This is a genomic window from Pedobacter boryungensis (assembly GCF_013204825.1).
Taxonomy (GTDB): Bacteria; Bacteroidota; Bacteroidia; order Sphingobacteriales; family Sphingobacteriaceae; genus Pedobacter; species Pedobacter boryungensis.
Genome location: NZ_JABMKV010000001.1, coordinates 451,898 through 476,284, shown reverse-complemented (window position 1 = coordinate 476,284; position 24,387 = coordinate 451,898). Strand labels below are relative to the sequence as shown.

Here is a 24,387-nt window from a genome sequence, read left to right as displayed (position 1 = left end):
ATTAGCAAGTGATGCTGCACTATTAAATAACTGATAATCTACTTAAATCAATCAGATGAAAGAAATTGAAATTGAAAAGAAAATACAATCCATTCTGAAAAAAATTTACATAGAAGATGAGGGTGTATTTAATTCAAAAAGTCAAAGAATTGAAAGAATAATTAAACCAACATGTTCAAGAAGTGAGTTTGATTTGTTAGAAAGCAGAGGACTTATTCCTAATCGATTTGAAACTTTTGAACATGATAATGCACTTGAAAGATTATTAACCTTTCAATACGACAGTAAGGTAACTTTAGACTATGTTGCTTCTCTTTTTCTTAAAGGTTTAACTGGTGAGTTATTACGGGGTCGTCAACCGTTGATGAGTTTTACTTACATTAAAAATCTAAAACCACACGCTTTTACTGGAGATACGCACTGTGTAATTTGCGGACTTCCAAAGAAGCAAACAATTGATAAAACCTACCAGCTTTACACCTATTACAGAGGAGAATCAACTAACCAAGATCCCATTAATTTCTTAATAGATCTTGAAGAAATTAGAAAATTTGATACTGTTCAAAGAAATCAAGCAGATAATCAAAAGGCTGCTGAGCTTTTAGAGGTAATTTTGGCAAGTGAAAATTCAGACGTTCCATGGGAGCTTGAAAAAAGAATAGCAAAAAATAGTGTCATCCCAGATGCTGATAGAGATAAAAGATATGGAATATTACAAACACTTGCAGAGTGTGGTATTCTTGAAAATGATTTTATTCAATCAAAATATGATGAGTTTACAACTCAAATGGATATTTCCCATGCCTTAAAAAACGTGAGAACTTCTCATCGTTCTAATATCCCATTACCTTATGGTGCATGGAGAGGTACGAACGGTATTAATTTCAATAGATTTCATGAAATATTCGGGAAGTAATTCTTCGCAGATTTATTCTGCTTACACTCTGTATACAATTAACGTATTTACCTACGAATAACAATAACTACAAACAAAAAGGGCTGCTCATACCTAGCAGCCCTTTTACTTTAGTTTTTATTAATTAACTGATAGAAATCTGACGACTAACATGCTTAGCCTCTTCCCTTTTCGGAATATCTACACTAAGTACGCCGTTATTGTATTTTGCGACAATGTTGTTTTCGTCTGCGCTGTCAGGTAATGTAAACGAACGGGTAAACGAGTTATAACTAAATTCTTTTCTTGAATAATTTTTGTCTTCTTGTTCGTTTGACTGTTCTCTTTGTACAGATATGGTCAACATCTTGCGTTCTAAGTTTATCTTGAAGTCCTCTTTACTAAGACCTGGCGCTGCAAGTTCTACATGATAATGATCTGTAGTTTCGCAAATGTTTACCGCAGGTACCAAACTCATGTCTGCTCTTGTAAAGAAATTGTCGGTAAAAATAGAATCAAATACATCACCGAATGTTGGCACCAAACCTCTTTGGTTGTTATTTGATTTGTCTGAATTGAATTTAACCAGTGTCATTGGTTTTTCCTCCTTAATTTTTTTTAATGATTAAAACTATGATTAATTAAAGTTGGGAACTGTTCCCAAAAATCAGGGAACAAGTGCTATACCAATGCATTTAAGAAACATTTCAGCTGAAAAAATTTCAGCTGAAATGAAAATTTTGCAGTTTAGATTGTCAAAATTTCAGTAAGCAATAAAGCCATTTAAAATACTATATTCAGCAATAACTGCTATAGGTTATCCTTTGCAATAATGCTCCAATCTTGACTGCCATGTCCTTTTGCAATCCAGTTATCCATTTCTTTAGCTATTGCTGGAATAACAGTAAGTTTTGTGTTTCCGTCTTCCGCTGCTTTAATCATTAATACAGCATCCTTACGAGCCATATCCAATTCCCATGATGGATTGTTAAAATTCCCTTCTAGAATTCTACCTAACCTCGCTGGCATTCCTGCACCAGGATTCCAGGTATTAAATAATGCAGCTACATCGCTAGAGGGAATTCCCTGAGCCTTTGCCAGAGATAAGGTATCAGAAAGCCCAGTAGTCATGGCCAACAAGAAAGAATTGCCTACAAGTTTTAACCCTGCTGCCTTACCTTCTTCTGGTCCAAGGTTAATAAGCTTACCCGTCATTTTCGACAACTCTGCTTCTACTTTTGTAATTACTTGTTGATCGCCCGAAACGAGCATGCTTCCACTACTTTCTAATGCATTGGGTGGCCCCATAAATACTGGCGCATGCAAATAGGTAAATCCCTTTGCTTTCCAGTCTGCTGTTCTTTGGATAGCTCCTTTAGCAGAAGTTGTTGTATGATCTATGATGATAACACCAGGTTTAAACCCTGAGCTTGCAGCCTCCAACACTTCGTTTACAGTTTCATCATCCTTTAAAGTAAGATGGATAAGATCTACTCCCTTAACAGCATCAACAATATCTTCCATAACCCTCGCTCCATCGTTTTCCAATGCTTTTGCTTTTGAAAAAGTCCTGTTCCAAACTTGAACCTGATCTCCTTTAGCGAGCATTGCTTTTACAAAATTCGAACCCAAAAGGCCCATTCCTAAAAATGCTTTCATAACTTATTTTTTTGTTAATTATGGGAAGCCAAAAATCTTCCCCAATATAAACGAGATTTATTATATTTAGTTTTCCTGCTAACCTTATAATGGATTAGTTTTGCTCAATTTCTTTTAAGCTGTTCACTTTTTTGTAGGCCAAAAATCCTTTGATATCTTCAAAATGTTCACGAACACGCTTGTTACCAAATTCAAATACCTTTTGAGCCAATCCATCTAAGAAATCACGATCGTGTGATACCAAAATCAAAGTACCATCAAAATCTTTTAGTGCATCTTTAATAATATCTTTGGTTTTCATGTCCAAGTGATTGGTAGGCTCATCGAGGATCAATACATTTACTGGCTCCAATAACAATTTAATCATAGCCAAGCGGGTCTTTTCGCCACCAGAAAGAACTTTAACCTTTTTAGTTACATCATCGCCACTAAACATAAAGGCTCCTAAAAGATCTTTGATTTTAATGGTGCCATCACTTAATGGAATTTGGTCGATAGTATCAAATACAGTTAAATTTTCATCTAACAATGCTGCCTGATTTTGAGCGAAATAGCCAATTTTAGCATTGTGCCCCACCTTTAAACCGCCTTCAAAATCAATCTCGCCCATAATAGCTTTAATCATCGTCGACTTACCTTCTCCATTTTTACCTACAAAAGCTACCTTTTCTCCTCGTTCAATCACCATGGATGCTTTTTCAAACACTACATGATCGCCATAAACTTTTGTTAACTCTTCTACCATTACTGGATATTGACCCGAACGTGGTGAGGGTGGAAATTTTAAGCGTAGTGCCGAAGTATCGACTTCATCAATCTCAATCACTTCCAGTTTTTCGAGCATTTTAACTCGCGACTGCACCTGCAAAGTTTTAGAATAAGTTCCTCTAAATCGATCTATAAATTCTTGGTTATCAGCTATAAAACGTTGTTGCTCTTCATAAGCCTTTAATTGATGTACTCGTCTATCCGCTCGCAACTGCAAATAATGCGTGTATTTAGCTTTATAATCATAAATTCTACCCATTGTTACCTCAATGGTACGATTGGTAATATTATCTACAAAAGCACGATCGTGAGAAATCACCATTACCGCTTTAGCCGAATTAATCAAGAAATCTTCCAGCCACTGTATACTTTCAATATCCATGTGGTTGGTAGGTTCATCTAATAAAATTAAATCAGGTTTCTGTAATAATATTTTAGCTAATTCGATTCGCATCCGCCAGCCCCCTGAAAATTCAGAAGTTTTCCGGTCAAAATCTTTACGATCAAAGCCTAAACCTTTCAATACCTTCTCTACTTCTGCATCATAATTAGTTTCTTCAATCGAATAAAACTTTTCACTCAACTCCGATACGCGTTCAATCAGCTTCATATAGTCATCGGTTTCGTAATCTGTACGAATAGTCAACTGCTCATTCAGCTCGTCGAGTTCCTTTTGCATTTGGTTCACCTCTTGAAAAGCCTTCATTGTCTCTTCAAAAACGGTCACGTCATCTTGGGTAAGCAAATGTTGAGGTAAATAGGCAATCACAGCATCTTTAGGACCAGTTACATTACCAGAAGTAGGTTTAGCTGCATCAGCAATAATTTTAAGAATGGTAGATTTACCAGCACCATTTTTGCCCATTAGGGCTATTTTATCGTTCTCATTAATAGAAAACGTTACGTCGCTAAATAGCGTTGTTCCTCCAAATGAAACGGAGATATTATTTACATTAATCACAAATTGGAATATTAATTGAGGCGCAAAGATAAAAGAAAGGGACTATATTATCAGGAGAAATAAAGCAGCACAAACAAAAAAAGCAGCCCTTAAAAGAACTGCTTAAATTATTTATAGCGAAAGCAAAATCAATCTGGATATAAAAGATACTTTGCACGTATCGCTTTAAATTTCGATAAACCTGGTTCCCAACTTTTTCTAATATCAGCTTCAGAAACTCCTGCTATAATTTGCTTCCTTAACTGATCTGTACCTATGCGCAAATCAAAGGCAGAAACTCCATTCGCCCTAACTGGACTAAAGAATTTATCTTTATCAGGAGAAGCTTTGTACAATTCAATTACCCAGGACAAATTAATCTGGCGTTTCTGCATAAGCTCTTTGATATCATACTGACGAAGATCAAGACCATAACAAACAGAATCTTTATTAATTGGACGTTCGCTCATGCCAGGAATACTTACAGGCTTGTAAGAGAAAGCATATTTACCTTTTAATGCAGGCGATCCTAAAATAGTAAATGGCATATAAGTTCCCCTACCCTCATTAATCGTTGTTCCTTCAAACATACATAGGCTTGGGAAAAGCATTACCGCTTGTTGCGTATTTAAATTGGGTGATGGATGAATTGGTAGTTCATAAGACATATTGTGATCATAATTAGCCACTTTTATAATTTTTAGTTTGCAAGGCTGCTTCAAATAACCTTCTCCGTTAAGATATTGAGCAAACTCTCCAATAGTCATACCATGGGTCATTGGTGTATAATGTATACCAATACCCGATTTAAATTTATCATCAGTGAGTACTGGTCCATCTACCACATAGGCATTTGGATTTGGCCTATCTAGAATAAGCAGTTCTTTGTTGTTTTCTGCGCAGGCTTCCATCACATATTGCAAGGTATTAATATTGGTATAATAACGACAACCTACATCCTGGATGTCGAAAACCATCAAATCAATATCTGCTAGCTGCTCTTTACTTGGCTTTTCATTTTTACCATATAAAGAAACAATTGGAATTCCTGTTTTAGCATCTATCTCATTGCTTACTGGAGCCCCATTACTTGCATTACCCCTAAAACCATGCTCTGGTCCAAACACCTTTACAATTTTAATTCCAAGGCTAATTAAACTATCTACGCTACTTTTTTTACCAATCATCGAACTCTGGTTTGCTACTAAACCAATCCGCTTTCCTTTCAAATATGGAAGGTATTTTTTAGTCTGATCTGCACCGGTAGTGATCACCTTTGCATAAGCTGTTGGTTTTTCAGCTATAGGATTAGCGTTTTTAAAAAATAGTGTGGGTAAACAGGTACTAAGTAACCCGAAAGACCAAATCAATACTTTTGTTTTCATTTCTTATATGTGATTGTGTGTTATGGAGCATTATTAATTATGACACCATAATTTAAAGTTATACTTATTCTGAAATAAAAATAAGGATTGAGATGATATTAATAAAGAATCTGTGAATTCGGGTCTTATAAATTACCCAAGTTAATTCGTCAGTTGTGATATCACTATTTACTTAATCATCCTAAAAGACGATATACTGTTCATATTCCTATATATAATTTCGCAGAGCGATAATTAAATTATGATCAACAATTACCTTATGAAAACCAACATCCTAATCATTGCCTTATCTTTTTCCGTGCTATTCAATAATCCGACAGCTATTACAATAGGAAAAATACAAAAGGAGCAAAATAAAATCCAAAATCAAGCTACTGTAACACCAGAACAAACGGTACGTTCTTTTATATTTTGGTATAGTAAAAATATGCAAAGGCTCAACAATATTCAGCTTGTAAATCAGCTTCAAGCACCGGCCAAACCATACTATGTTAATAAGGCTAACGTAGCCATATATCTCGCAGAATTAAAAAAGAGCGGTTTTTTAAGCAATAAATTTTTGAATTCTATTGAACATTACATCGGTATGTGTAATGAAAATTTGTTAAAGACAAAACAAATAGAAGGTCCGCCAGAAGGCTTTGATATGGATATGATATTATTAACCCAAGATTATGAAAGCAACATTAAGTTGCTCAATCAAGGAAAAATTACCCGGTTAACTAAAAACAAAGTGAGATTTACATTTGACTCTGAAGATTTTTTAGTATTTAGTTTATCACAAGGAAAAGGTAAATGGCTCATTGATAGCATTGAATAATTATTAACTACTCTGCATTCTATTGTTTTACCCTCAACCTGTTAGAATAACTTTTTTTATGAAATAACAGTTCCATTGCTGGAGATCATATAAATATTGAATTATAATATTGTTTCTCTAACATTTAGAACTTATTTGTTCAATTGCTCAAGTTTCTCTAGAATAGGTTTAAAGTAATTTTCATCATCACGATGCGCACCTTTTGGTTGCTCAAAACGTTGAATGTCTCCATTGTCGTCTCTGCAAAAACTACCAAAATCTTCACCATCTAAGTTGAGATGGTATTGTTGCCCATCTTTAATGACAATTACATGAGCCAACGTTTCTTTAATGAGGATATCAAAAATGATTTTCTCGCCTTTAATGTCACTCTCTTTAATTACAAGCGAGGTATCTCTTTTTCTGTCGTTTTCCATAACCTTTAATCGTAATAATAATCTTTTAATTAACAGCTGGTTGAATAACTTTGTTTCAATTTGCTGTGATTAGGTATTTTCTAAATTAAGCAGAATAGATACATTTGATCATGCATACTGAACAACTATTAAATTGGGGTATTATTGGCTGTGGCGATGTTACAGAAGTAAAAAGTGGGCCAGCCTTTAATCAAGTTCCAAACTCCAAACTTTACGCTGTAATGCGGAGAAATGCCGAAAAAGCAGCAGATTATGCTAGGCGTCATGACGTTCCAGTTTGGTATTCATCAGCGCATGAGTTAATTCATGATCCTCAAGTAAATGCTATTTATATTGCCACTCCTCCTTCAAGTCATGAATTTTATACTATTGAGGCACTTAAGGCTGGAAAGCCAGTTTATGTAGAAAAGCCAATGGCGTTATCTGCAGAGAGCTGTCAGCTTATGGCCAAAGCAGCCGAAACATACAATGTTAAACTAACTGTTGCACACTACAGGCGAGCAATGCCTTATTTCATTAAGATTAAAGAATTGATTACTGAAATTGGTGATCTACGTTTTGTAAATATTAAATTTTATCAACCTCCGTTTTCATCTATAATAGCAAGTTCCGAAGAAAATTGGCGTGTAAATCCCGAAATTTCAGGAGGTGGTCTTTTCCATGATTTAGCTCCTCATCATATCGATCTGCTCAATTGGTTTTTTGGAGAGCCTACAAGAGTCAATGGATTTTCAGCTAACCAGTCCCAACAAAGCAAAGCCGATGATATTGTTTCAGCTCTGCTAACCTATAATACATTACCCGTTACAGGCATTTGGTGTTTTGATGCGCCGATGAAGGAAGATTTGTGTGAAATTGTTGGCGCTAGAGGAAGTATCCAATTTGCCTTTCATGGCAGTAAGATTGTCCTAACTAAAGATGGTGAAATTACACACTTCCCTTTTATTCATTCCAAACATATACAAGAACCTATGATTGCGGAAGTTGTCAAATACTTTACAAATGAGATCGCAACAAACCCCTGCCCCGCTAAAGAAGGAATAAATACGATGGCAATAATTGATCAGCTTACAGGTAATAAATTTTAGGTGTTAGCTTATACCTAAAAGGAACAGATCAATTCATCAAGCCGATATCTGTTGCGAAAAACGCTCATCCTCATCTAAACCAGCGCATATGGAATCCATTACTTTCTCCGAGGCTGCATCTCCAAAATCAAGGCCAGAATAATCTGGATTATAACCGCCAATGAAGGGAACCCCTAGCATGTGTATTCTTTTATTAGCCGTTCCCTTTGCATCAAGAACCTGAAAATTATCATTAATCGATATCCCTGGCACACGAAGATAGTAAACCTGCCCTTCCTTAATTATATCATTACTTCCATTTGCATACGCTATAGCTGCATTTTTTTGATCTGCAAAGCGTAATTTTGCTATAGCAACAGTGCCTGAGCTAACAAGGCTTGGATAAGGCAGATCATCAATTTCAAGATGGGGCTGGCCTATGCAATCGATAAACATAGGATAGTGAACAGATCTTTGCTGACCATTGTCATCCTTGAAATGGTAATTGATTCCTCCTTCTTTACAAGTGCTTATTTCGCTATCGTTTCCTACACTTTGGATATCTAGAACACCGGCCTGATGCAGCGCAAGCAGTTCGCTCACCGAACTCTGTGGAACAAAAGCAATAACCACCGAGATCAGTGGCATAAGTGAACCCTTTAATCTTTTCATGTCCTCTGCCGAGAAGTACTTGGCTGGATAATTCATCGCAAAACTGAGAACCGCAAGCATTTCCTTCCAATAGATCGGCTCCTGATTTTCAATCGAAATCCTGGCCTCGGCAAATTCGTTACGCAGCAGTTCAAAGGCAGGTGTATTTTCCCTTCTTTCCATCATCATCTGCACAAATTTCTCTAACGGTAAATGTTTAACCAGTGCATGAAAGATGGGATGCGATCTTTCAAGCCTATCTAAAAAATTACGTTTGTAAATATAGTCCAGTGGCACAAATCCATTGTTGGCCGCCCTTACCTGATCTACCTCACTAGCACTTAGTACTGAATCCTTAGCTAACATGGAATCTTCTAGGTGAAAACGTACCGCAGGCAGCAGGCCATTACGCGAATGAATGGTCATTTTGAATGCAGGGTTCTGGGTATCTAGCTTGTAAACTAGTTTTTCGTTGGGCTCCTTTTCAAATCGCCCATTACTGCGGGCAAGCGTCCTTATAGCATCAATTGCAGTTAAAGAGGAACCCCTTATCGCTACACTGTGATTGGTTCTAAATGCTATCTTCTGCGGAGGGTAAGGCGAATCGAAATAACCAGCGTGGGAAAGTTCCATTTTTTTGGGCCAGTAATGGCCCGAACAAATAATCACCCGCTCAAAACTATAGCTGTCCCCCATACTTGTCACTATGCATGTAGAATTCTCTGCTTCCATATCAATGATATCTGCAATCTCTGTATTCAAATGTACTTCAACCTTTAAACCTAAAGCTTTGGCCTGTTCCAATAGCAGTGCAAACTGATCGGACAGGTATGCTCCGAAAAGCAGCCTTGGCAAGACTTTGTAGTCATTAAAATTTGCGCTATCAAGGTCAAATCGCTGGAGTAAACTGTCCTTGCAATCTAGCGTCCACTGGCGCACGCTGGTTACCAGTTCTGGTATCTCATTGCCCGAAACATTGGTAATATGTTCCTTGCATGCGCCTTCGGAACTATAGGGCATACCAGCACCCAAAATACTTTTGCGCTCAAAAATGCTAATGGATAGGTCGGGAATATTTTTTGCGATGAGTTTTTTGAACATCAATAAGCCAGTTGGCCCCGCTCCGATTATAGCAACTCTCATATACAGCTGGAATTGGTCATAGTGTGTATTTAATCTAATAACTTAACAAATTCTAAGATGAAATGTTCTATGTCCATATAATATGGTGTTAATTTCTTACGATACTTACTAAGATTATTTCCACACTTTTTAGTTTAGTTATGCAAATTCTTCACCTTTCTGGGCATTATAAAGATTGATTTCCTATTTTTTATACGAATTCTTTTACGGTTGTACTTATTCCATAGCTGAAATGGCCCATCATGGTTCCAATAGATATATCACTTATTAGGGTTATCTTAGTTAAACGAGGTTCAGAGACTGCAATAATTCTTTGGTAACAGCCTATTTTATTGAAAGTTGAGAAATAGTAAAATTCCTTACGCTTCCATATATATTGCCATTAGTATACCTATCTAAACCTAGTCCTATATAGAGCTTATTATTGATTGGCAGCATGAATCCATTAGTTTGACTTACCCAAGCCGTAAAGTAACTATAACCGCTTACTGGGCTCCATTTATCTATCGAAGGATCATACACTGCAAAAAGTGATGAATATAGACTGCTATAACCGGAAGAATACTGTCCGCCATATACATAGATCTTATTCCCAAAAGCTGTTAGATATGGCTTTTGGGTGCCAGCGTTTTTATTAGAGATCCAGCTCTTTTTAGAGAATGACTTGCTTTGCAGGTCCAAAATCATGAATTCATTTTTGAAAGTATCTGTCGCACCTTCCTGAACGTCATAACCACTGGTCAAAACATAGACTTTACCATCCAATACTGTAGCTTTATATAATTTATTTGGAAGCTCCATGTATTCCTTCCAGCTTTTATCCTTTACATTGAATACTTTAAGCACACAGCGAACTATGTTTGTGTTTTGAGGTGTTTCCCTAATGATACTATAGATATTATCACCAATTACAAAACTTTCCAATACATCGAGCCCCCTATCGAGATTTATATCTTTGGTATTCAGCAACTCAATCTCACTCCAGGTATTGGTTGCCAGTTCGTAAGTTGTTATTACTTCTTTGTAGTAGTATGGATTATATTGACTGAAAATGCCCCACGGACGAATGTTGGCAGGAGGAAAATAAACTATCCCATTTAAAGAAAAAGCCCTATCAATATTGCCTATGTGTAGTGTAAAATTTGGAATTGAAAGCGTGGATAATGTTTTTGTGTCTGTATTCCATTTATAAAATTTACTTTCACTAGGAATAAATCCATTGAAAAATGTATAAAGTTCGTTATTATGAACAAAAATGCTCTGCCAAGCCGAAGAGTTTAACACATGTTGATCCTTAGTCAATAATCCTCCGTTTACAATGTTCACCTGCTGAGTTAAGACCAGTTTATTTAAATGGTACAATTTGAAAATTGCCTGCCCAAGCGGATAATCGTCAGGAACATCAAAAACTACCTGTTTATGGCTGGCTGGATATACCATTAGATCGACTTTATTTATGGAAACATTGACATCATTTAAGGTTCCCTTATAGTTTTGAGAATTTACATCAGATGTAACTGCTTCTACCATAAGCGAATTATCATAAGTCCCAATAGCAACACCTTCATAATTCATGAAAAAATCTTTGGGATGCTTATTGAAGGATCCCTTACCATTAACAATATTGACATTCTTTATTTGATAAGTCGCTATTGCTTGTCGAAATACTGGTGAATATGTTCTGGTACCATCTTCATTATTCATGTATAGACGAAACCAAAAATTGTCGTTAGTAGGAGGCAGATTGTATGGCCATTCGATTTTCCCGTAATACCTGTTATCTCGAAAAACTAAATCTCGTTTCATATAATCTTCTACACGATTTACAAGTGATAGAGAATCTAGCGAAGTTAATATACCTACTATCTTTGCTGGTTTGGTAAGTTGAAAAGAAACCACAACAGAAAGCATTTGTATACTATCAATCTTTAAATCTTTATAAAAAGATACTTCTGATTCCTTAGGGGTGGGAGGCTGCTCAGGTTCTTGTCTGCTTTTTTTGCAGGAAAACAAAAAAGAACTTAGCATTATGAGTAATAATATCTGGCAAGAGCGCATAAACGGTAAAATTTAACTAAATATAGTGAGAATAGTTAAAATGCAAAGTGTAATATAGATGGACGAATTTCAATCATTTACTTCTGAGATATGTGTCATCATGAATAGAAAGAGCGGTTCTATATAAAAAAAATGATTATAACGCAACTCGATGATGGAGCTCCAACAAAAACAATCTAGATCAGCCTACAAAGGCATTTTTTAAAGCTATATTTTGACATTAAAGCATAGAACCACTTTTCCATGATTGAATATTCTTCAACTTATTAAAAATAAACTATTTAAACAAAAAAAGCAGGTCTTTTCAGAACTGCTTTTAAAACTAGGGGTGGCTGATGGGGCTCGAACCCACGACCCTCGGCACCACAAACCAATACTCTAACCAACTGAGCTACAGCCACCGTGTTTTTTAGTGTCACAAAAGTACGATTTTTAATATTTATTGCAAATATTTTTGACAAAGCTTTATTAAAATTTTTTAATCGATTAGCATTCAATTATTTGAAAGGCTATTTGCCGATTAAAAAAATTCAACATAGCTGATTTTAATGCTAAAAAGCTAGCTTTGCTCTGTTTATGATAGAAATTTATACAGACGGCGCAGCAAGCGGCAACCCTGGCCCAGGTGGTTATGGTGTAATTTTGCGTGCTGGTGCACATTATAAAGAATTAAGCGGTGGTTTTCGTTTAACCACCAATAACCGAATGGAGTTATTGGCTGTCATAGAAGGTTTAAAAGCAATCAAGAAGCCGGGGCAACAAGTCACCATCTATTCCGATTCAAAATATGTAGTTGATTCTGTAGAAAAAGGTTGGGTATTTGGCTGGGTAAAAAAAGCCTTTAAAGATAAAAAGAACAAAGATCTTTGGTTGCAATATTTAGCCCTCCACAAAATCCATCAAATTAAATTTATATGGATCAAAGGCCACAATGAACATCCAGAAAACGAACGGTGCGATCGCTTAGCGGTAGCAGCTTCGCAAAATAAGGGCGAACTCGCTATTGATGCTTTTTTTGAAGCAGAGCGCAAAAACGCTTAATCCAAAATCTTTCCTTAAAAATAATTCGACCTTCTTTTGGAGTGGTTTAGTTGTTTACACATCTAATTTTAACAGGGAGTTCACAGGGTGCAAACAAGGTGATAACAGGGTGCGAACTATATCGTTCACCTAATTATATACGTGTAAACATCTAATTATTAACATTTTATAACTTTTCCTGATTTGGATTAGCGAGATGCATCATCTACATTTGGTCAAAACGAAACAATATGGCAAGGTTAATTAACGGGATTTTGGGCGGCTTTTCTGGCAAGGTGGGCACAGTGGTAGGTGTGATCAGGGATGGGGACTGTCTGATCAGGTCGGTGCCTAAAAAGAGAACACACTTCACCTCTAACGAACTCATCAACCAGCAGAAAATGGCAATGGTGCAAGCCTATCTCAAGCCGTTAAAAGATTTAGTACAAGTTGGCTTTGCTAATTATTACACCAAAACAGGAGGCTTTCGTGCGGCCTTGGCCCATACCAGAAGAGAAGCTTTGGCTATTGATGCTGATGGGAATTTCCATATCGACCCTGCCCTATTTAAAATAAGTGGTGGCACATTGCCCCAGGCTATAAATCCTGCTGTAGTATGTAGTGGTTTAGAAATGCGTATTACCTGGGACATCACTGATGTAGGTTACGAACATGAGTCAGATCAACTGATGGTATTGGTTTATGATCCTTTAAAAGGAAATACGATTAAAAGGATATTTAACGGTGCCTTTAGAAGGGATGGAGAATTAAAGCTCCAACTGGATTCTGATTTTTCAAGTGTAGCAGTTCATGTGTATATAGGTTTTGTTGCTGCCGACCGTAGCTCTCAATCTGATAGCCAGTACTTGGGTAAGGTGATTGTGGTATAACTCATCCGATTTGTTAACAATAAAAAAAGCCCTACGAAGTAATTAATACCATGTAGAGCATTTTTTTATATATAAAATGATATTATGCCTTTTTAAACATCTTATTGATAGCAAGTTGGACTTTGGCAATATCATCGGTAATCGTTTTCTGAATACCTGCATCAAAAGAAGCTACAAACCTTGGTTCCAAAATAATTGCAGTTGGTTCGTTTGTAATATTTAATCTAAAAATGTGCTTACCAAATTTAAAGCCTGCTCCTATTTTAGTGACATTCGTTTCAACAGTTTGCACAAATTCATAGCTATTACTTACCTGATCAAGAAAGTCTTTAACAGCTTGGAATACAAAGTCAGTTTCAATATCTAATCCGTTGATAATAATGAGTGTTTCCTTTAAAGAAGTTTTAAGCTTTTCATCTCCCCTTACATTGTCATGAAGGTTTTGTAAGGTTTCTAATAAGTCTTCACTGAAAATAATATTCCTTTTATCGGTGATTAATATGGCATTAGGATTATCGTTAACACTTGATGTTTGTTCCAAAACGATTTCATCATTTCCATCCTTAATGGTATATGCAGTTGCTGATTTTTGCTCCACTTTCGAATCAGCTATGGCTTTCGTTAATGTCTTAACTATATAATCTAATGCTGGAAATTCCTCTGTCTTTTTCATCTCGTTCTTTTTTTGCAAAGATAAGACAGCAAATTCTTTTTCCTAGTAAAGGATGAATAAACTGTATTTGTAAAAATGAGGTTAATATAAAATTGGATTAATCTATCCCTCCTACAACACCCATTTGCTGTAATTTTTCTTCGGATCTTTCGTTCGATAAGCTTTTAACTGGGGAATATTCGGCCATTAAGGCCTCTGCCATTCTCACCATTTTTGCTGAGCCGATAAAGATCGAAGTACGCTGGTGCAATTCTGTAGGCTCGATGTCTAAAATTCGATTTAAACCATCTGAGGCTATACCGCCAGCTTGTTCAATAATAAAAGCCATCGGGTTACATTCATACAATAATCTCAACTTTCCATTTGGTGAAGCTGCAGTGGTTGGGTAAATATAAATACCGCCTTTTATTAAATTACGGTGAATATCAGCAACCATCGAACCAATATACCTTGATGTATAGGGTCTTTTCGTAGCTAAATCTTCTACCTGAGCATATTTAAGGTATTTCTTTACACCATCTGGAAAATGCACATAATTACCTTCATTTATAGAGTAGATAATACCATCCTCTGGTATTTTCATGTTAGGATGTGATAAACAAAATTCACCGATGGATGGATCTAAGGTGAAACCATTTACCCCTTTGCCTGTGGTGTACACCAGCATGGTTGAGGAACCGTAAATTACATAACCTGCTGCAACTTGTTCTGTTCCTTTTTGTAAAACATCGGCTAATGTAGCATTGCCATCTACTGATTTTCTGCGATAAATTGAAAATATGGTACCAACGGCAACATTACAATCAATGTTTGATGACCCATCTAAAGGATCGATACACACAATATATTTGGCATTTTTAGAAACCGGTGAGTCGATTGGGACGAACTCATCTTCTTCCTCTGTCGCAACAATACAACATTCCCCGCCACTGGTTAAGGCAGATATAAATTGCTCATTAGCGTATACATCTAACTTTTTTTGTCCTTCTCCTTGGATATTTGTTGTGCCGGCATCGCCCAAAATATCTACCAAACCTGCTTTATTTACTTCTCTATTTACAATTTTTGAAGCGATACCAATGTCTCTTAATAATCTTGAAAGTTCGCCTTTTGCATAAGGAAAGTCTAACTGTTTTTCAATAATGAATTGACCTAATGTTTTTATACCCGACATATTTTACTTAGTGTATTTGTTACGTTATCTATTCCCTAACTCTATGGCCTCTAAGGTATGTATTTTTTCTGCCGAAATGCAAAAACGAATCAAAGTTCTTACTTTATGCCAGCCATGTTTTCCAGCCGCACCGGGGTTAATATGTAAACATTTTATTTTTTCATCAAAAATCACTTTTAAAATATGTGAGTGGCCGCTGATAAATAGCATTGGCGGCTTAGTGTATATTTCCGCTTTTACTTGTGGAGCGTAATGATTAGGATAACCGCCAATGTGCGTCATCCAAACATCCACATCCTCACACATAAACCGTAAATTTTCGGGATAGGTCGACCGAATATCCTTTCCATCGATATTACCATATACTCCACGCAATGGTTTAAACGCCGCTAAAGGCTCAGCTACATTTGCACCAAAATCTCCAGCATGCCATATTTCATCACATTCATCAAAATATTTAAATACTGCATCGTCTAAAAAACCATGTGTATCAGAAAGTAGGCCTATCTTTTTCATCAATATATCGTTTGTTTTAATGAGATGAAACTAACATGAACATAACATTGCTGTATGCTTTGATGTTTCATCGATCAAATTTATAGATAGAAAAGCGAATTCAGCAATTCTAATTTAACGCAAGGAAGTTTGCTAAAAAGAAACCATTTGTAAAAGGTCTCTCCATTTCGCTGCGCTGCAGTCGAGATGACGGGAAAACAATGAGATGACGAAAAAGGTGTTAATATCCTAAAAAGAAATCCTTTAGTAAATTCTTATAAGCTTTAGTGTACACTTTTTCACTTTCATAAATATAAAAGTGTTCGTAAATAGGAACTTTCGAAGTTCTTTTTAAACAAACTATGCGTCGAAATTCTGGTTTGCTTTCATCAGAATGCAAATGAATTTGTTTAGCGACCGATAAACCACACTTCGCTCCATTATCGATCAGAAGTTCTGTTTGTTTAATTGGCAATACAAACCAAAAACTCCCATTCTCAGTCAATAATGCATTTACTTTTATAATTAAGTCATTAAAAAACTCTTCATTTGTATGTCTAGCAATTCCCTTCTTTTCTTCTGTATTTTTTAAATCATTAGTAAAATAAGGTGGATTAGAAACAATCAAATCGAATTGATGAGCACTGGTATATTGTTCTATTGAAATATTGTTATTATTTAATCTATTGCTAAAAATTGAGGATTTGAAGTTTCTATCTGCGGTTTTTGAGGCTTCGTCATCAATCTCTATCGCTTCAACGTAAGCATTATTAAATCTTTGCGCTAACATTAAGGCGATAACTCCTGTTCCAGTACCAATATCTAAAATGCAATGTGGTTGGTCGCTTTCTACTAATGCTGCTAGCAGTACGCCATCTGTGTTTATTTTCATGGCACAGCCCTGCTGGTCCACTTCAAACTGTTTAAACTTAAAAAGTGAACTCATTTTATTGTTGATAAATCTCTAAAGGCAATCCATCAGGATCTGTAAAAAAAGTAAATTTCTTCCCTGTAAATTCATCCACACGAATAGGCTCAGTTGTTATTCCTTTTTGGTTAAGTACTAAACTTGTTGCTTCAACATTGTCAACTTCAAAAGCTAAATGCCTTAAACCTGTAGCTTCTGGTCTTGATGGTCTGTCTGCTGGACTTTCAAAAGAAAAAAGATCAATTTGATAAGTGCCATTTACAGCTAAATCTAATTTATAAGATTTCCGCTCTGCTCGATACACTTCTGCTATGATCTCAAAGCCTAATTTATTGACATAAAAATCTTTAGAAACTTTATAATCTGCACAAATAATAGCAATGTGATGAATGCGCTTGAACATTTTTAAATATGATGATTTTTTAAACAAAAGTATCGAATATATTCCCTGCTTTAACTGGTGTTTTTAAAATTTTAAAGCTAAATTTGCATCTTCAAAAAACAAGCATGATTCATTTCTTCTTAAGTCAATCTGAGGCGGTTTTTGTTTTACAAACAGAACAAACCTTATCTGCAACTGATATTACAAAACTTGAATGGTTATTTGGCGGTGCTAAAAAACAAAATGAAGACCAATTAACTGGATATTTTGTTGGCCCTCGTGCGGCTATGATTACGCCTTGGAGTACTAACGCTGTAGAAATTACTCAGAATATGAGTATCACAGGTATAATCAGAATAGAAGAATTTAAAAAGGTTACTAAAGATTTTTCTGATTATGACCCAATGCTTTCTCAAAAATATGAAGTTTTAGATCAAGATGTTTATACCATTAACATTAAACCTGAGCCCATTTTAGAGATTACAGATATTGCAGCCTATAATAAACAAGAAGGGCTTTCTTTAAGTGATGAAGAAGTTGATTATTTAAATTCATTAGCTAAAAAACTTGAACGCCCATTAACAGACTCAGAGGTGTTCGGTTTTTCTCAAGTGAATTCGGAGCATTGCCGTCATAAAATTTTTAATGGGAAATTTGTCATTGATGGCGTAGAACAACCTACATCTTTATTCAAATTAATTCGTAAAACATCAGAAACAAATCCAAATGATATTGTTTCTGCCTATAAAGATAACGTTGCATTTATTAAAGGTCCGGTTGTACAGCAATTTGCACCAAAACGTGCCGATGAACCAGATTATTATGCCACAAGCGATTTCGAATCTGTAATTTCATTAAAAGCAGAAACACATAATTTCCCAACAACCGTTGAACCTTTTAATGGCGCAGCTACTGGTTCTGGTGGTGAAATTAGAGATCGTTTGGCAGGCGGACAAGGCTCATTGCCTTTAGCCGGAACTGCAGTTTACATGACAGCACTTTCTCGTTTAGAGGAAGGCCGTCCTTGGGAAAATGGTGTAGAGGAAAGAAAATGGTTGTACCAAACACCAATGGATATTTTGATCAAAGCATCTAACGGTGCTACTGATTTCGGCAATAAGTTTGGTCAGCCTTTAATTACAGGTTCTGTTTTAACTTTTGAACACGAGGAGAACAACCGTAAGTTAGGTTTCGACAAAGTAATTATGTTGGCTGGTGGTGTAGGTTACGGAAAAGCTAGTCAGGCGAAGAAGAAAAAGCCACAAGAGGGCGATAACATTGTCGTTCTTGGTGGTGAAAATTATAGAATTGGAATGGGCGGAGCGGCAGTTTCATCTGCTGATACTGGCGAACATGGAACTGGAATCGAATTAAATGCGATTCAACGCTCTAATCCAGAAATGCAAAAACGTGCTGCTAATGCAGTTCGTGGAATGATAGAAAGCGATCACAATTCGATTATTTCCATTCACGATCATGGAGCTGGTGGACATTTAAACTGTCTTTCTGAATTGGTTGAAGAAACTGGAGGATTGATCAATTTAGATAATCTTCCAGTAGGTGATCCAACACTATCTGCAAAAGAAATTATTGGAAACGAATCTCAAGAACGTTTGGGATTGGTGATTGACAACGAACATATTGAAACTTTGCAAAAGATTGCCGACCGTGAACGTTCGCCAATGTATACTGTTGGGAAAGTAACAGGCAATCATCGTTTTACTTTCAAATCTGCTACTTCTGGCGCTAAACCAATGGATTTGGCTTTAGCGGATATGTTTGGTAGTTCTCCGAAAGTAGTAATGGAGGACAAAAAAATCGTCCAGAATTATCAAACGATTACCTATAATAACACACTATTAAACAATTATTTAGAACAGGTTCTACAATTAGAAGCTGTTGCAAGTAAAGATTGGTTAACGAACAAAGTTGATAGATGTGTGGGTGGTAGGGTTGCCAAACAACAATGCGCAGGACCATTACAATTACCATTAAACAATTGCGGGGTAATGGCATTAGATTTTCAAGGAAAAGAAGGCATTGCAACTTCAATTGGTCATGCTCCCCTATCTGCATTAATTGACGCAGGCGCAGGAAGTAGAATTGCCATTTCAGAAGCGCTTTCAAATATAGTTTGGGCACCATTAAAAGATGGGTTAAAATCCGTTTCTCTTTCGGCAAACTGGATGTGGGCTTGTAAAAATGAAGGCGAGGACGCAAGATTATACGAAGCTGTAAAAGCTTGCTCAGATTTTGCTATTGAACTTGGAATCAATATCCCAACGGGAAAAGATTCACTCTCAATGAAGCAAAAATACAAGGATGGTGATGTAATTGCGCCAGGAACTGTGATTATTTCTGCAGGTGGCAATTGCGATGATATTACGAAAGTTGTTGAACCTGTTTTACAAAAAGATGGCGGCTCAATTTATTACATCAACCTTTCTAACGACAGTTATAAACTAGGAGGTTCTTCTTTTGCACAAATTTTAAATAAAATCGGTGCAGAAACTCCAGATGTTAAGGATGCCGAAGCATTTAAACAGTCATTTAATCTCATCCAACAGTTAATTAAGGAAGAGAAAATTCAAGCAGGACATGATATTGGTAGCGGTGGTTTAATTACTACTTTACTAGAAATGTGTTTTGCCGATCGCAATTTGGGTGCAACATTAGATTTAACCTCTTTAGGCGAAGCTGATAGTGTTAAATTATTATTCTCAGAAAATATAGGGATCGTTTTCCAAGCTGATGCTACAGTAGAAAGTGTTTTTGCTCAGCACAATATAACATTACACAAAATTGGTAACGTTACTACTTCAGCTGCGCTAGAAATAAAAAATGCAACTGACAATTTCTCTTTTGAAATAGACCATTTACGTGATGTCTGGTTCAAAACTTCTTATTTATTAGACAGCAAACAGACTGGAAACGGTTTAGCAAAAGAACGTTTTGACAACTATAAAAATCAGGTTTTAAATTATACGTTTCCACAGCAATTTGATGGGAAAAAACCAGTAATTGACAGTACTAAACCAAGACCTAAAGCTGCGATTATTCGCGAAAAAGGAAGTAATTCTGAGCGTGAATTAGCTAATGCGATGTATTTAGCAGGTTTTGACGTGAAAGATGTGCACATGACGGATTTAATTTCTGGCAGAGAAACATTAGAAGACATTAAGTTTATCGGTGCAGTTGGCGGTTTCTCTAACTCTGATGTGTTAGGCTCTGCGAAAGGCTGGGCTGGTGCATTTATGTACAATGAAAAAGCAAGAGTTGCCTTAGAAAACTTCTTTAACCGTGAAGATACACTGTCTGTGGGGGTTTGTAATGGGTGTCAATTATTTGTAGAGCTTGGATTAATTAATAAAAACCACGCAGAAAAACCAAAAATGTTGCATAACAAAAGTGGCAAACACGAAAGTATTTTCACATCCTTAACCATACAAAAAAACAATTCGGTAATGCTTTCTACACTAGCAGGAAATACATTAGGCGTTTGGGTATCACATGGTGAAGGAAGATTTCAATTGCCTTACAGCGAAGATCAATATCAGATCGTTTCTAAATATGCATATGAAAGTTATCCTGCTAGCCCTAACGGATCTGACTACAATACAGCTATGTTATGTGATGAAACAGGTAGGCACTTAGTGATGATGCCACATATTGAGCGTTCGTTGTTTCAATGGCATTGGGCCAATTACCCTAAGGGAAGAAAAGATGAAGTTTCCCCTTGGATGGAAGCTTTTGTAAACGCTAGAAAATGGGTAGAGCAACACAGTAAATAAAACCTGAAAGCTATCCATAATTAGGGTAGCTTTTTTAATATTTAGCCATTTTTAAAATAACTAACTTGGCTCAATATTTGTAAGTTTGATGCTAATAAAACCTCAAACTAAAACATTTCATAGAATACTATTTAAATTATTTTAGAATTGACGAATAGAATTTTATAACAAATAACCAAATATTAACGGAAGATAGAGGAGCAATTATGCTCAAATTCTAATTAAACTTATGTGTGGAATAACGGGATTTATTGATCATAACCATAGCATAAGTGAAGCTAATCTTAAAAAAGCCTCTGCAGCTTTAATCCATCGAGGTGGTAATGGTAGCGGCCTTATTTTCGACCAAAAAGAACATTACACCCTAGGCATAGCTAATGAGCGCCTGGCTACAATAGATTTAAGTGAAAAAGCATTACAGCCCTTAACATCAACCTGTGGCAATTACAGCATTACGTTTAACGGCACCATTTATAATTATTTAGAGTTAAGGGAAACGCTAATCAAGTACGGCGTTATATTTTCTACCTTAACAGATACTGAAGTTATTATAGAGAGTTATAAGAAATGGGGCACAAAATCATTTGAAAAACTGGATGGTTCTTTTGCTTTTGCGTTAATAGATAGAAAATTAAATCAATTAATTATTGCTAAAGATGAAATTGGCGCCAAACCCATATACTATTATAAAAATAAGGGTTGCTACATATTTGCTTCAGAAATTAGCGCATTATTTGCCTATAATGTAGTTCAGAAAAGCATCAATAAAAATGCACTAGCATCCTTTTTTAGGTATGGGTATTTTACAAATGATGAAACAGTTTACGAACATATTTTCAAATTTAAAAAAGGAACGTTTACAACTTTAGATTTACATAGTGGAAATAGTTATGATAGTCTTCTTAAGTTAAACTTCCCTCCTGTAGTAAAATCTGATGTAGAAAATGAAACTCAAATTTCAGAAAAAATAGAGGAACATTTAACAGAGTCTATTTTGAAAAGAAATGTTGCTGATGTACCTGTAGGCGTTTTATTAAGTGGTGGATATGATAGTTCTACCGTAGCTGCCATTTTACAAAAAAATCAAACGAAGCGCATAAAGACTTTTACAGTTGGCTTTAAAAATGAAAAACTAGACGAAGCTCCGCAAGCGAGTAAAATTGCTGAATATTTAAAAACTAATCATCACGAATATTACCTTAACAAAGATGAGGCTTTAACAATAGTTAAAAATTTGCCTCATATTTTTGATGAACCAGTTGGAGATAGCGTAGTTCTTCCCTTACTTTTTATAGCAGAAAAAGCAAAGAAAGAGGTTAAGGTTTTGTTAGGAGCCGAAGGTGGAGATGAATTATTTGGAGGTTATAGAACATATGCCAAAGCAATTAAATTAGAGGAATTAGTACATAAACGTATTCCAAAGTTTTTAAAAGACACTTACATCAGTTTCTTGAAGAAAACTCAGCCGAAAATGGAAGAAGTTTTAGAAGCTGACGGTTTACTAAATAAATACCTTGCAATTAATGCCTGTTTTACCACAGTAGAAATTAATAGGTTGTTAAATGGCGAGTACAATTTTTCTACTCGATCTAATAATAAAGCGCAAAACATAAAAGATCTTTTAATTCACGATTTACATGATTATTTACCTAATAACATTCTTTCTATCAGTGACAAATGCTTTATGCATTATGGTATTGACAATAGAGACGCGTTATTAAAAACGGATTTAATAGCTTATTTAACCACGCTTGATTCCAAATGGTTTATTAAAGATGGTGAGCAAAAATATCTGCTTAAAAAGATTACCAATAAATACATCCCAAAAAGCTTGATGAATAAACCTAAAAAAGGATTTGTTATTCCTTTAGCATCGTGGCTCAAAACAACTTTTGCTCCTTTAATAGCGCATCACTTATCTCCAGAAAATTTAAATCAGCATGATTTTTTAAAAACTGATGAAGTTTTAAGAATTAAATCTGCCTTTTATGCAAATTCAACTGCACATAATGCTCAAAAGGTCTGGTTATTACTACAATTTCAAATGTGGTATCAAAAATGGATGGCTTAAATTAGTTTGGATCAAAAAATCCATAACCTTTAATTGATTAATAATTCAAGATTATGGATTTATAAATGAGTATTACAAAAACTATTGACTTAGCATATAACTAATAGGCATACTATAACGAACTCTAACCGTTTGGTTATTTTGCGAGCCAGCTTTCCATCTAGGTGATTTCTTAATTACCCTTACCGCCTCATCATCACAACCATATCCAATACCTCTTGTAACTTGAACATCAGTAATAGATCCATCTTTCTCCACTACAAAACTTAAAAATACCTTTCCCTGAATTCCAGCATCCTGAGCCATATATGGGTATTTTAAATTCTTCTGAATAAATTTAGACCAAGCCGCCATTCCACCTGGGAATTCTGGATAGTTTTCAACTCCACCTTCATATATTTTAGTATCGTTAGCTCCATCTGGAGCGGTACCCAAACCACTTCCACCAGTATTCGATATAGGTTCAATATTTCCTTTTCCTTCTGCCCCCTCTTGTGGAGTACTACTGATAACTGAGTTTTGTATTTGTGCAGTTGTTGGTGGAGGAGTATTATCAACTGGATCAGCAACTACTTTAACACTAATACTTACACTCTTAGCAGCAACTTGTTGTTTAACCGGCTCTGCTTTTTTAATCGGTTCTTCTTTTTTGGGCTCTTCTTTTTTCATTTCATGAATAGCCTCAGGATTTGCAATTTCAATTACCCTAGTTGTTAAAACCTCAGGTGCTGGTTTAAAATGCGCATATAACAATGGAATAACAAACATGGAAATAAACACAGCACCGGCGATAAACAAAGACTTGGTTAAAATTGATGAAGATTGAGATCTTAACTCATAAGCTCCATAATTTTTGTTTCTGTTACTAAATACGAGAGCGAGCCACTCGCTACCATATAAATTTGATGAGTTGTTAAACATAGTTTTAAGTTTTTTAACTATGATGTTAGGTATCGAACTATTCCATAAGTTTCTGAAAAAATATTTTTAGGATGTATTTCTAAACATTTTTTGAATTTTCAACAAAAAAATCATGTTTTCACTAAAAAAATTGAAAAATCAACATAAAAATTTAAAATTGATCGAAAAAAATAGATTAAAAATTATATTTTTGAATAAAATTTAAATAAATCAATGAAACCATCATGAGTTTACATTTTA

Annotated in this window: 20 protein-coding genes and 1 tRNA gene; 7 read left to right on the top strand and 14 right to left on the bottom strand. The window is 35.5% G+C overall.

Features of this window, described 5'->3' with window-relative positions; translation table 11 throughout:
* The first annotated feature begins 55 nt into the window (after window positions 1-55).
* Window positions 56-916, top strand: coding sequence for a hypothetical protein (locus HQN85_RS02100; protein WP_173268694.1), 861 nt, complete (start codon window positions 56-58; stop codon window positions 914-916).
* Between the two features lie 124 nt (window positions 917-1,040).
* On the opposite strand, the gene HQN85_RS02095 is transcribed toward HQN85_RS02100, so the two are convergent.
* The 4 genes from HQN85_RS02095 to HQN85_RS02080 form a co-directional block, all read right to left on the bottom strand.
* Window positions 1,041-1,490, bottom strand: a complete 450-nt coding sequence (locus tag HQN85_RS02095) for an Hsp20/alpha crystallin family protein (protein ID WP_173268693.1) — start codon at window positions 1,488-1,490, stop codon at window positions 1,041-1,043.
* 215 nt (window positions 1,491-1,705) lie between these two features.
* Window positions 1,706-2,554: an NAD(P)-dependent oxidoreductase gene (locus HQN85_RS02090; protein WP_173268692.1), complete on the bottom strand. Its 849-nt coding sequence runs from the start codon at window positions 2,552-2,554 to the stop codon at window positions 1,706-1,708.
* A 94-nt stretch (window positions 2,555-2,648) separates the two neighbouring features.
* A complete protein-coding gene (locus tag HQN85_RS02085; protein ID WP_173268691.1) occupies window positions 2,649-4,283 on the bottom strand; it encodes an ABC-F family ATP-binding cassette domain-containing protein in 1,635 nt (544 codons plus the stop codon).
* A 128-nt stretch (window positions 4,284-4,411) separates the two neighbouring features.
* Window positions 4,412-5,647 (bottom strand): exo-beta-N-acetylmuramidase NamZ family protein, encoded by a 1,236-nt coding sequence (locus HQN85_RS02080; RefSeq protein ID WP_173268690.1) that lies wholly within the window; start codon window positions 5,645-5,647, stop codon window positions 4,412-4,414.
* A gap of 259 nt (window positions 5,648-5,906) precedes the next feature.
* Between HQN85_RS02080 and HQN85_RS02075 the strand changes: the two genes are divergently transcribed.
* The gene (locus tag HQN85_RS02075; RefSeq protein ID WP_173268689.1) at window positions 5,907-6,467 is read left to right on the top strand and encodes a hypothetical protein; all 561 of its coding nucleotides are present in this window, start codon (window positions 5,907-5,909) and stop codon (window positions 6,465-6,467) included.
* Between the two features lie 131 nt (window positions 6,468-6,598).
* Here the strand turns inward: HQN85_RS02075 and HQN85_RS02070 are convergent, their stop codons facing one another.
* On the bottom strand, window positions 6,599-6,883 hold the full coding sequence (locus tag HQN85_RS02070) for a hypothetical protein (protein ID WP_173268688.1): 285 nt from the start codon (window positions 6,881-6,883) through the stop codon (window positions 6,599-6,601).
* 110 nt (window positions 6,884-6,993) lie between these two features.
* Between HQN85_RS02070 and HQN85_RS02065 the strand changes: the two genes are divergently transcribed.
* Window positions 6,994-7,971 (top strand): Gfo/Idh/MocA family protein, encoded by a 978-nt coding sequence (locus HQN85_RS02065; protein ID WP_173268687.1) that lies wholly within the window; start codon window positions 6,994-6,996, stop codon window positions 7,969-7,971.
* A 36-nt stretch (window positions 7,972-8,007) separates the two neighbouring features.
* Here HQN85_RS02065 and HQN85_RS02060 read toward each other — a convergent pair whose 3' ends face one another.
* The 3 genes from HQN85_RS02060 to HQN85_RS02050 form a co-directional block, all read right to left on the bottom strand.
* Window positions 8,008-9,744 (bottom strand): FAD/NAD(P)-binding protein, encoded by a 1,737-nt coding sequence (locus HQN85_RS02060; RefSeq protein WP_173268686.1) that lies wholly within the window; start codon window positions 9,742-9,744, stop codon window positions 8,008-8,010.
* A 324-nt stretch (window positions 9,745-10,068) separates the two neighbouring features.
* Window positions 10,069-11,772 carry a Kelch repeat-containing protein gene (locus tag HQN85_RS02055; RefSeq protein ID WP_173268685.1) on the bottom strand — a complete coding sequence of 568 codons (1,704 nt, stop codon included), beginning with the start codon at window positions 11,770-11,772 and terminating at the stop codon, window positions 10,069-10,071.
* Window positions 11,773-12,129: 357 nt separating this feature from the next.
* Window positions 12,130-12,203: transfer RNA gene (locus HQN85_RS02050), tRNA-His, on the bottom strand.
* Window positions 12,204-12,378: 175 nt separating this feature from the next.
* On the opposite strand from HQN85_RS02050, the gene rnhA reads away from it, so the two are divergent.
* Together rnhA and HQN85_RS02040 are read left to right on the top strand one after the other, a co-directional pair.
* Entirely contained in the window at window positions 12,379-12,843 is a 465-nt protein-coding gene (gene rnhA, locus HQN85_RS02045; RefSeq protein ID WP_173268684.1) for a ribonuclease HI, read from the top strand.
* Between the two features lie 230 nt (window positions 12,844-13,073).
* A complete protein-coding gene (locus HQN85_RS02040; protein WP_173268683.1) occupies window positions 13,074-13,712 on the top strand; it encodes a DUF6266 family protein in 639 nt (212 codons plus the stop codon).
* Window positions 13,713-13,794: 82 nt separating this feature from the next.
* Here HQN85_RS02040 and HQN85_RS02035 read toward each other — a convergent pair whose 3' ends face one another.
* From HQN85_RS02035 to gloA2, 5 genes are all read right to left on the bottom strand, one after another.
* On the bottom strand, window positions 13,795-14,385 hold the full coding sequence (locus HQN85_RS02035; RefSeq protein WP_173268682.1) for a hypothetical protein: 591 nt from the start codon (window positions 14,383-14,385) through the stop codon (window positions 13,795-13,797).
* 97 nt (window positions 14,386-14,482) lie between these two features.
* Window positions 14,483-15,559, bottom strand: a complete 1,077-nt coding sequence (gene fbp / locus HQN85_RS02030) for a class 1 fructose-bisphosphatase (RefSeq protein ID WP_173268681.1) — start codon at window positions 15,557-15,559, stop codon at window positions 14,483-14,485.
* 24 nt (window positions 15,560-15,583) lie between these two features.
* A complete protein-coding gene (locus HQN85_RS02025) occupies window positions 15,584-16,075 on the bottom strand; it encodes a metallophosphoesterase family protein (protein WP_173268680.1) in 492 nt (163 codons plus the stop codon).
* Window positions 16,076-16,295: 220 nt separating this feature from the next.
* Complete coding sequence (locus HQN85_RS02020; RefSeq protein ID WP_173268679.1) at window positions 16,296-17,000, bottom strand: tRNA1(Val) (adenine(37)-N6)-methyltransferase; 705 nt, start codon at window positions 16,998-17,000, stop codon at window positions 16,296-16,298.
* Between the two features lies 1 nt (window position 17,001).
* Window positions 17,002-17,385: an SMU1112c/YaeR family gloxylase I-like metalloprotein gene (gene gloA2 / locus HQN85_RS02015; protein WP_173268678.1), complete on the bottom strand. Its 384-nt coding sequence runs from the start codon at window positions 17,383-17,385 to the stop codon at window positions 17,002-17,004.
* A gap of 68 nt (window positions 17,386-17,453) precedes the next feature.
* On the opposite strand from gloA2, the gene purL reads away from it, so the two are divergent.
* The gene (gene purL, locus HQN85_RS02010) at window positions 17,454-21,155 is read left to right on the top strand and encodes a phosphoribosylformylglycinamidine synthase (RefSeq protein ID WP_317170025.1); all 3,702 of its coding nucleotides are present in this window, start codon (window positions 17,454-17,456) and stop codon (window positions 21,153-21,155) included.
* 229 nt (window positions 21,156-21,384) lie between these two features.
* Window positions 21,385-23,226: an asparagine synthase (glutamine-hydrolyzing) gene (gene asnB / locus HQN85_RS02005; RefSeq protein ID WP_173268676.1), complete on the top strand. Its 1,842-nt coding sequence runs from the start codon at window positions 21,385-21,387 to the stop codon at window positions 23,224-23,226.
* A gap of 81 nt (window positions 23,227-23,307) precedes the next feature.
* Here asnB and HQN85_RS02000 read toward each other — a convergent pair whose 3' ends face one another.
* Window positions 23,308-24,147, bottom strand: coding sequence for an energy transducer TonB (locus tag HQN85_RS02000; RefSeq protein WP_173268675.1), 840 nt, complete (start codon window positions 24,145-24,147; stop codon window positions 23,308-23,310).
* Window positions 24,148-24,387 lie beyond the last annotated feature (240 nt).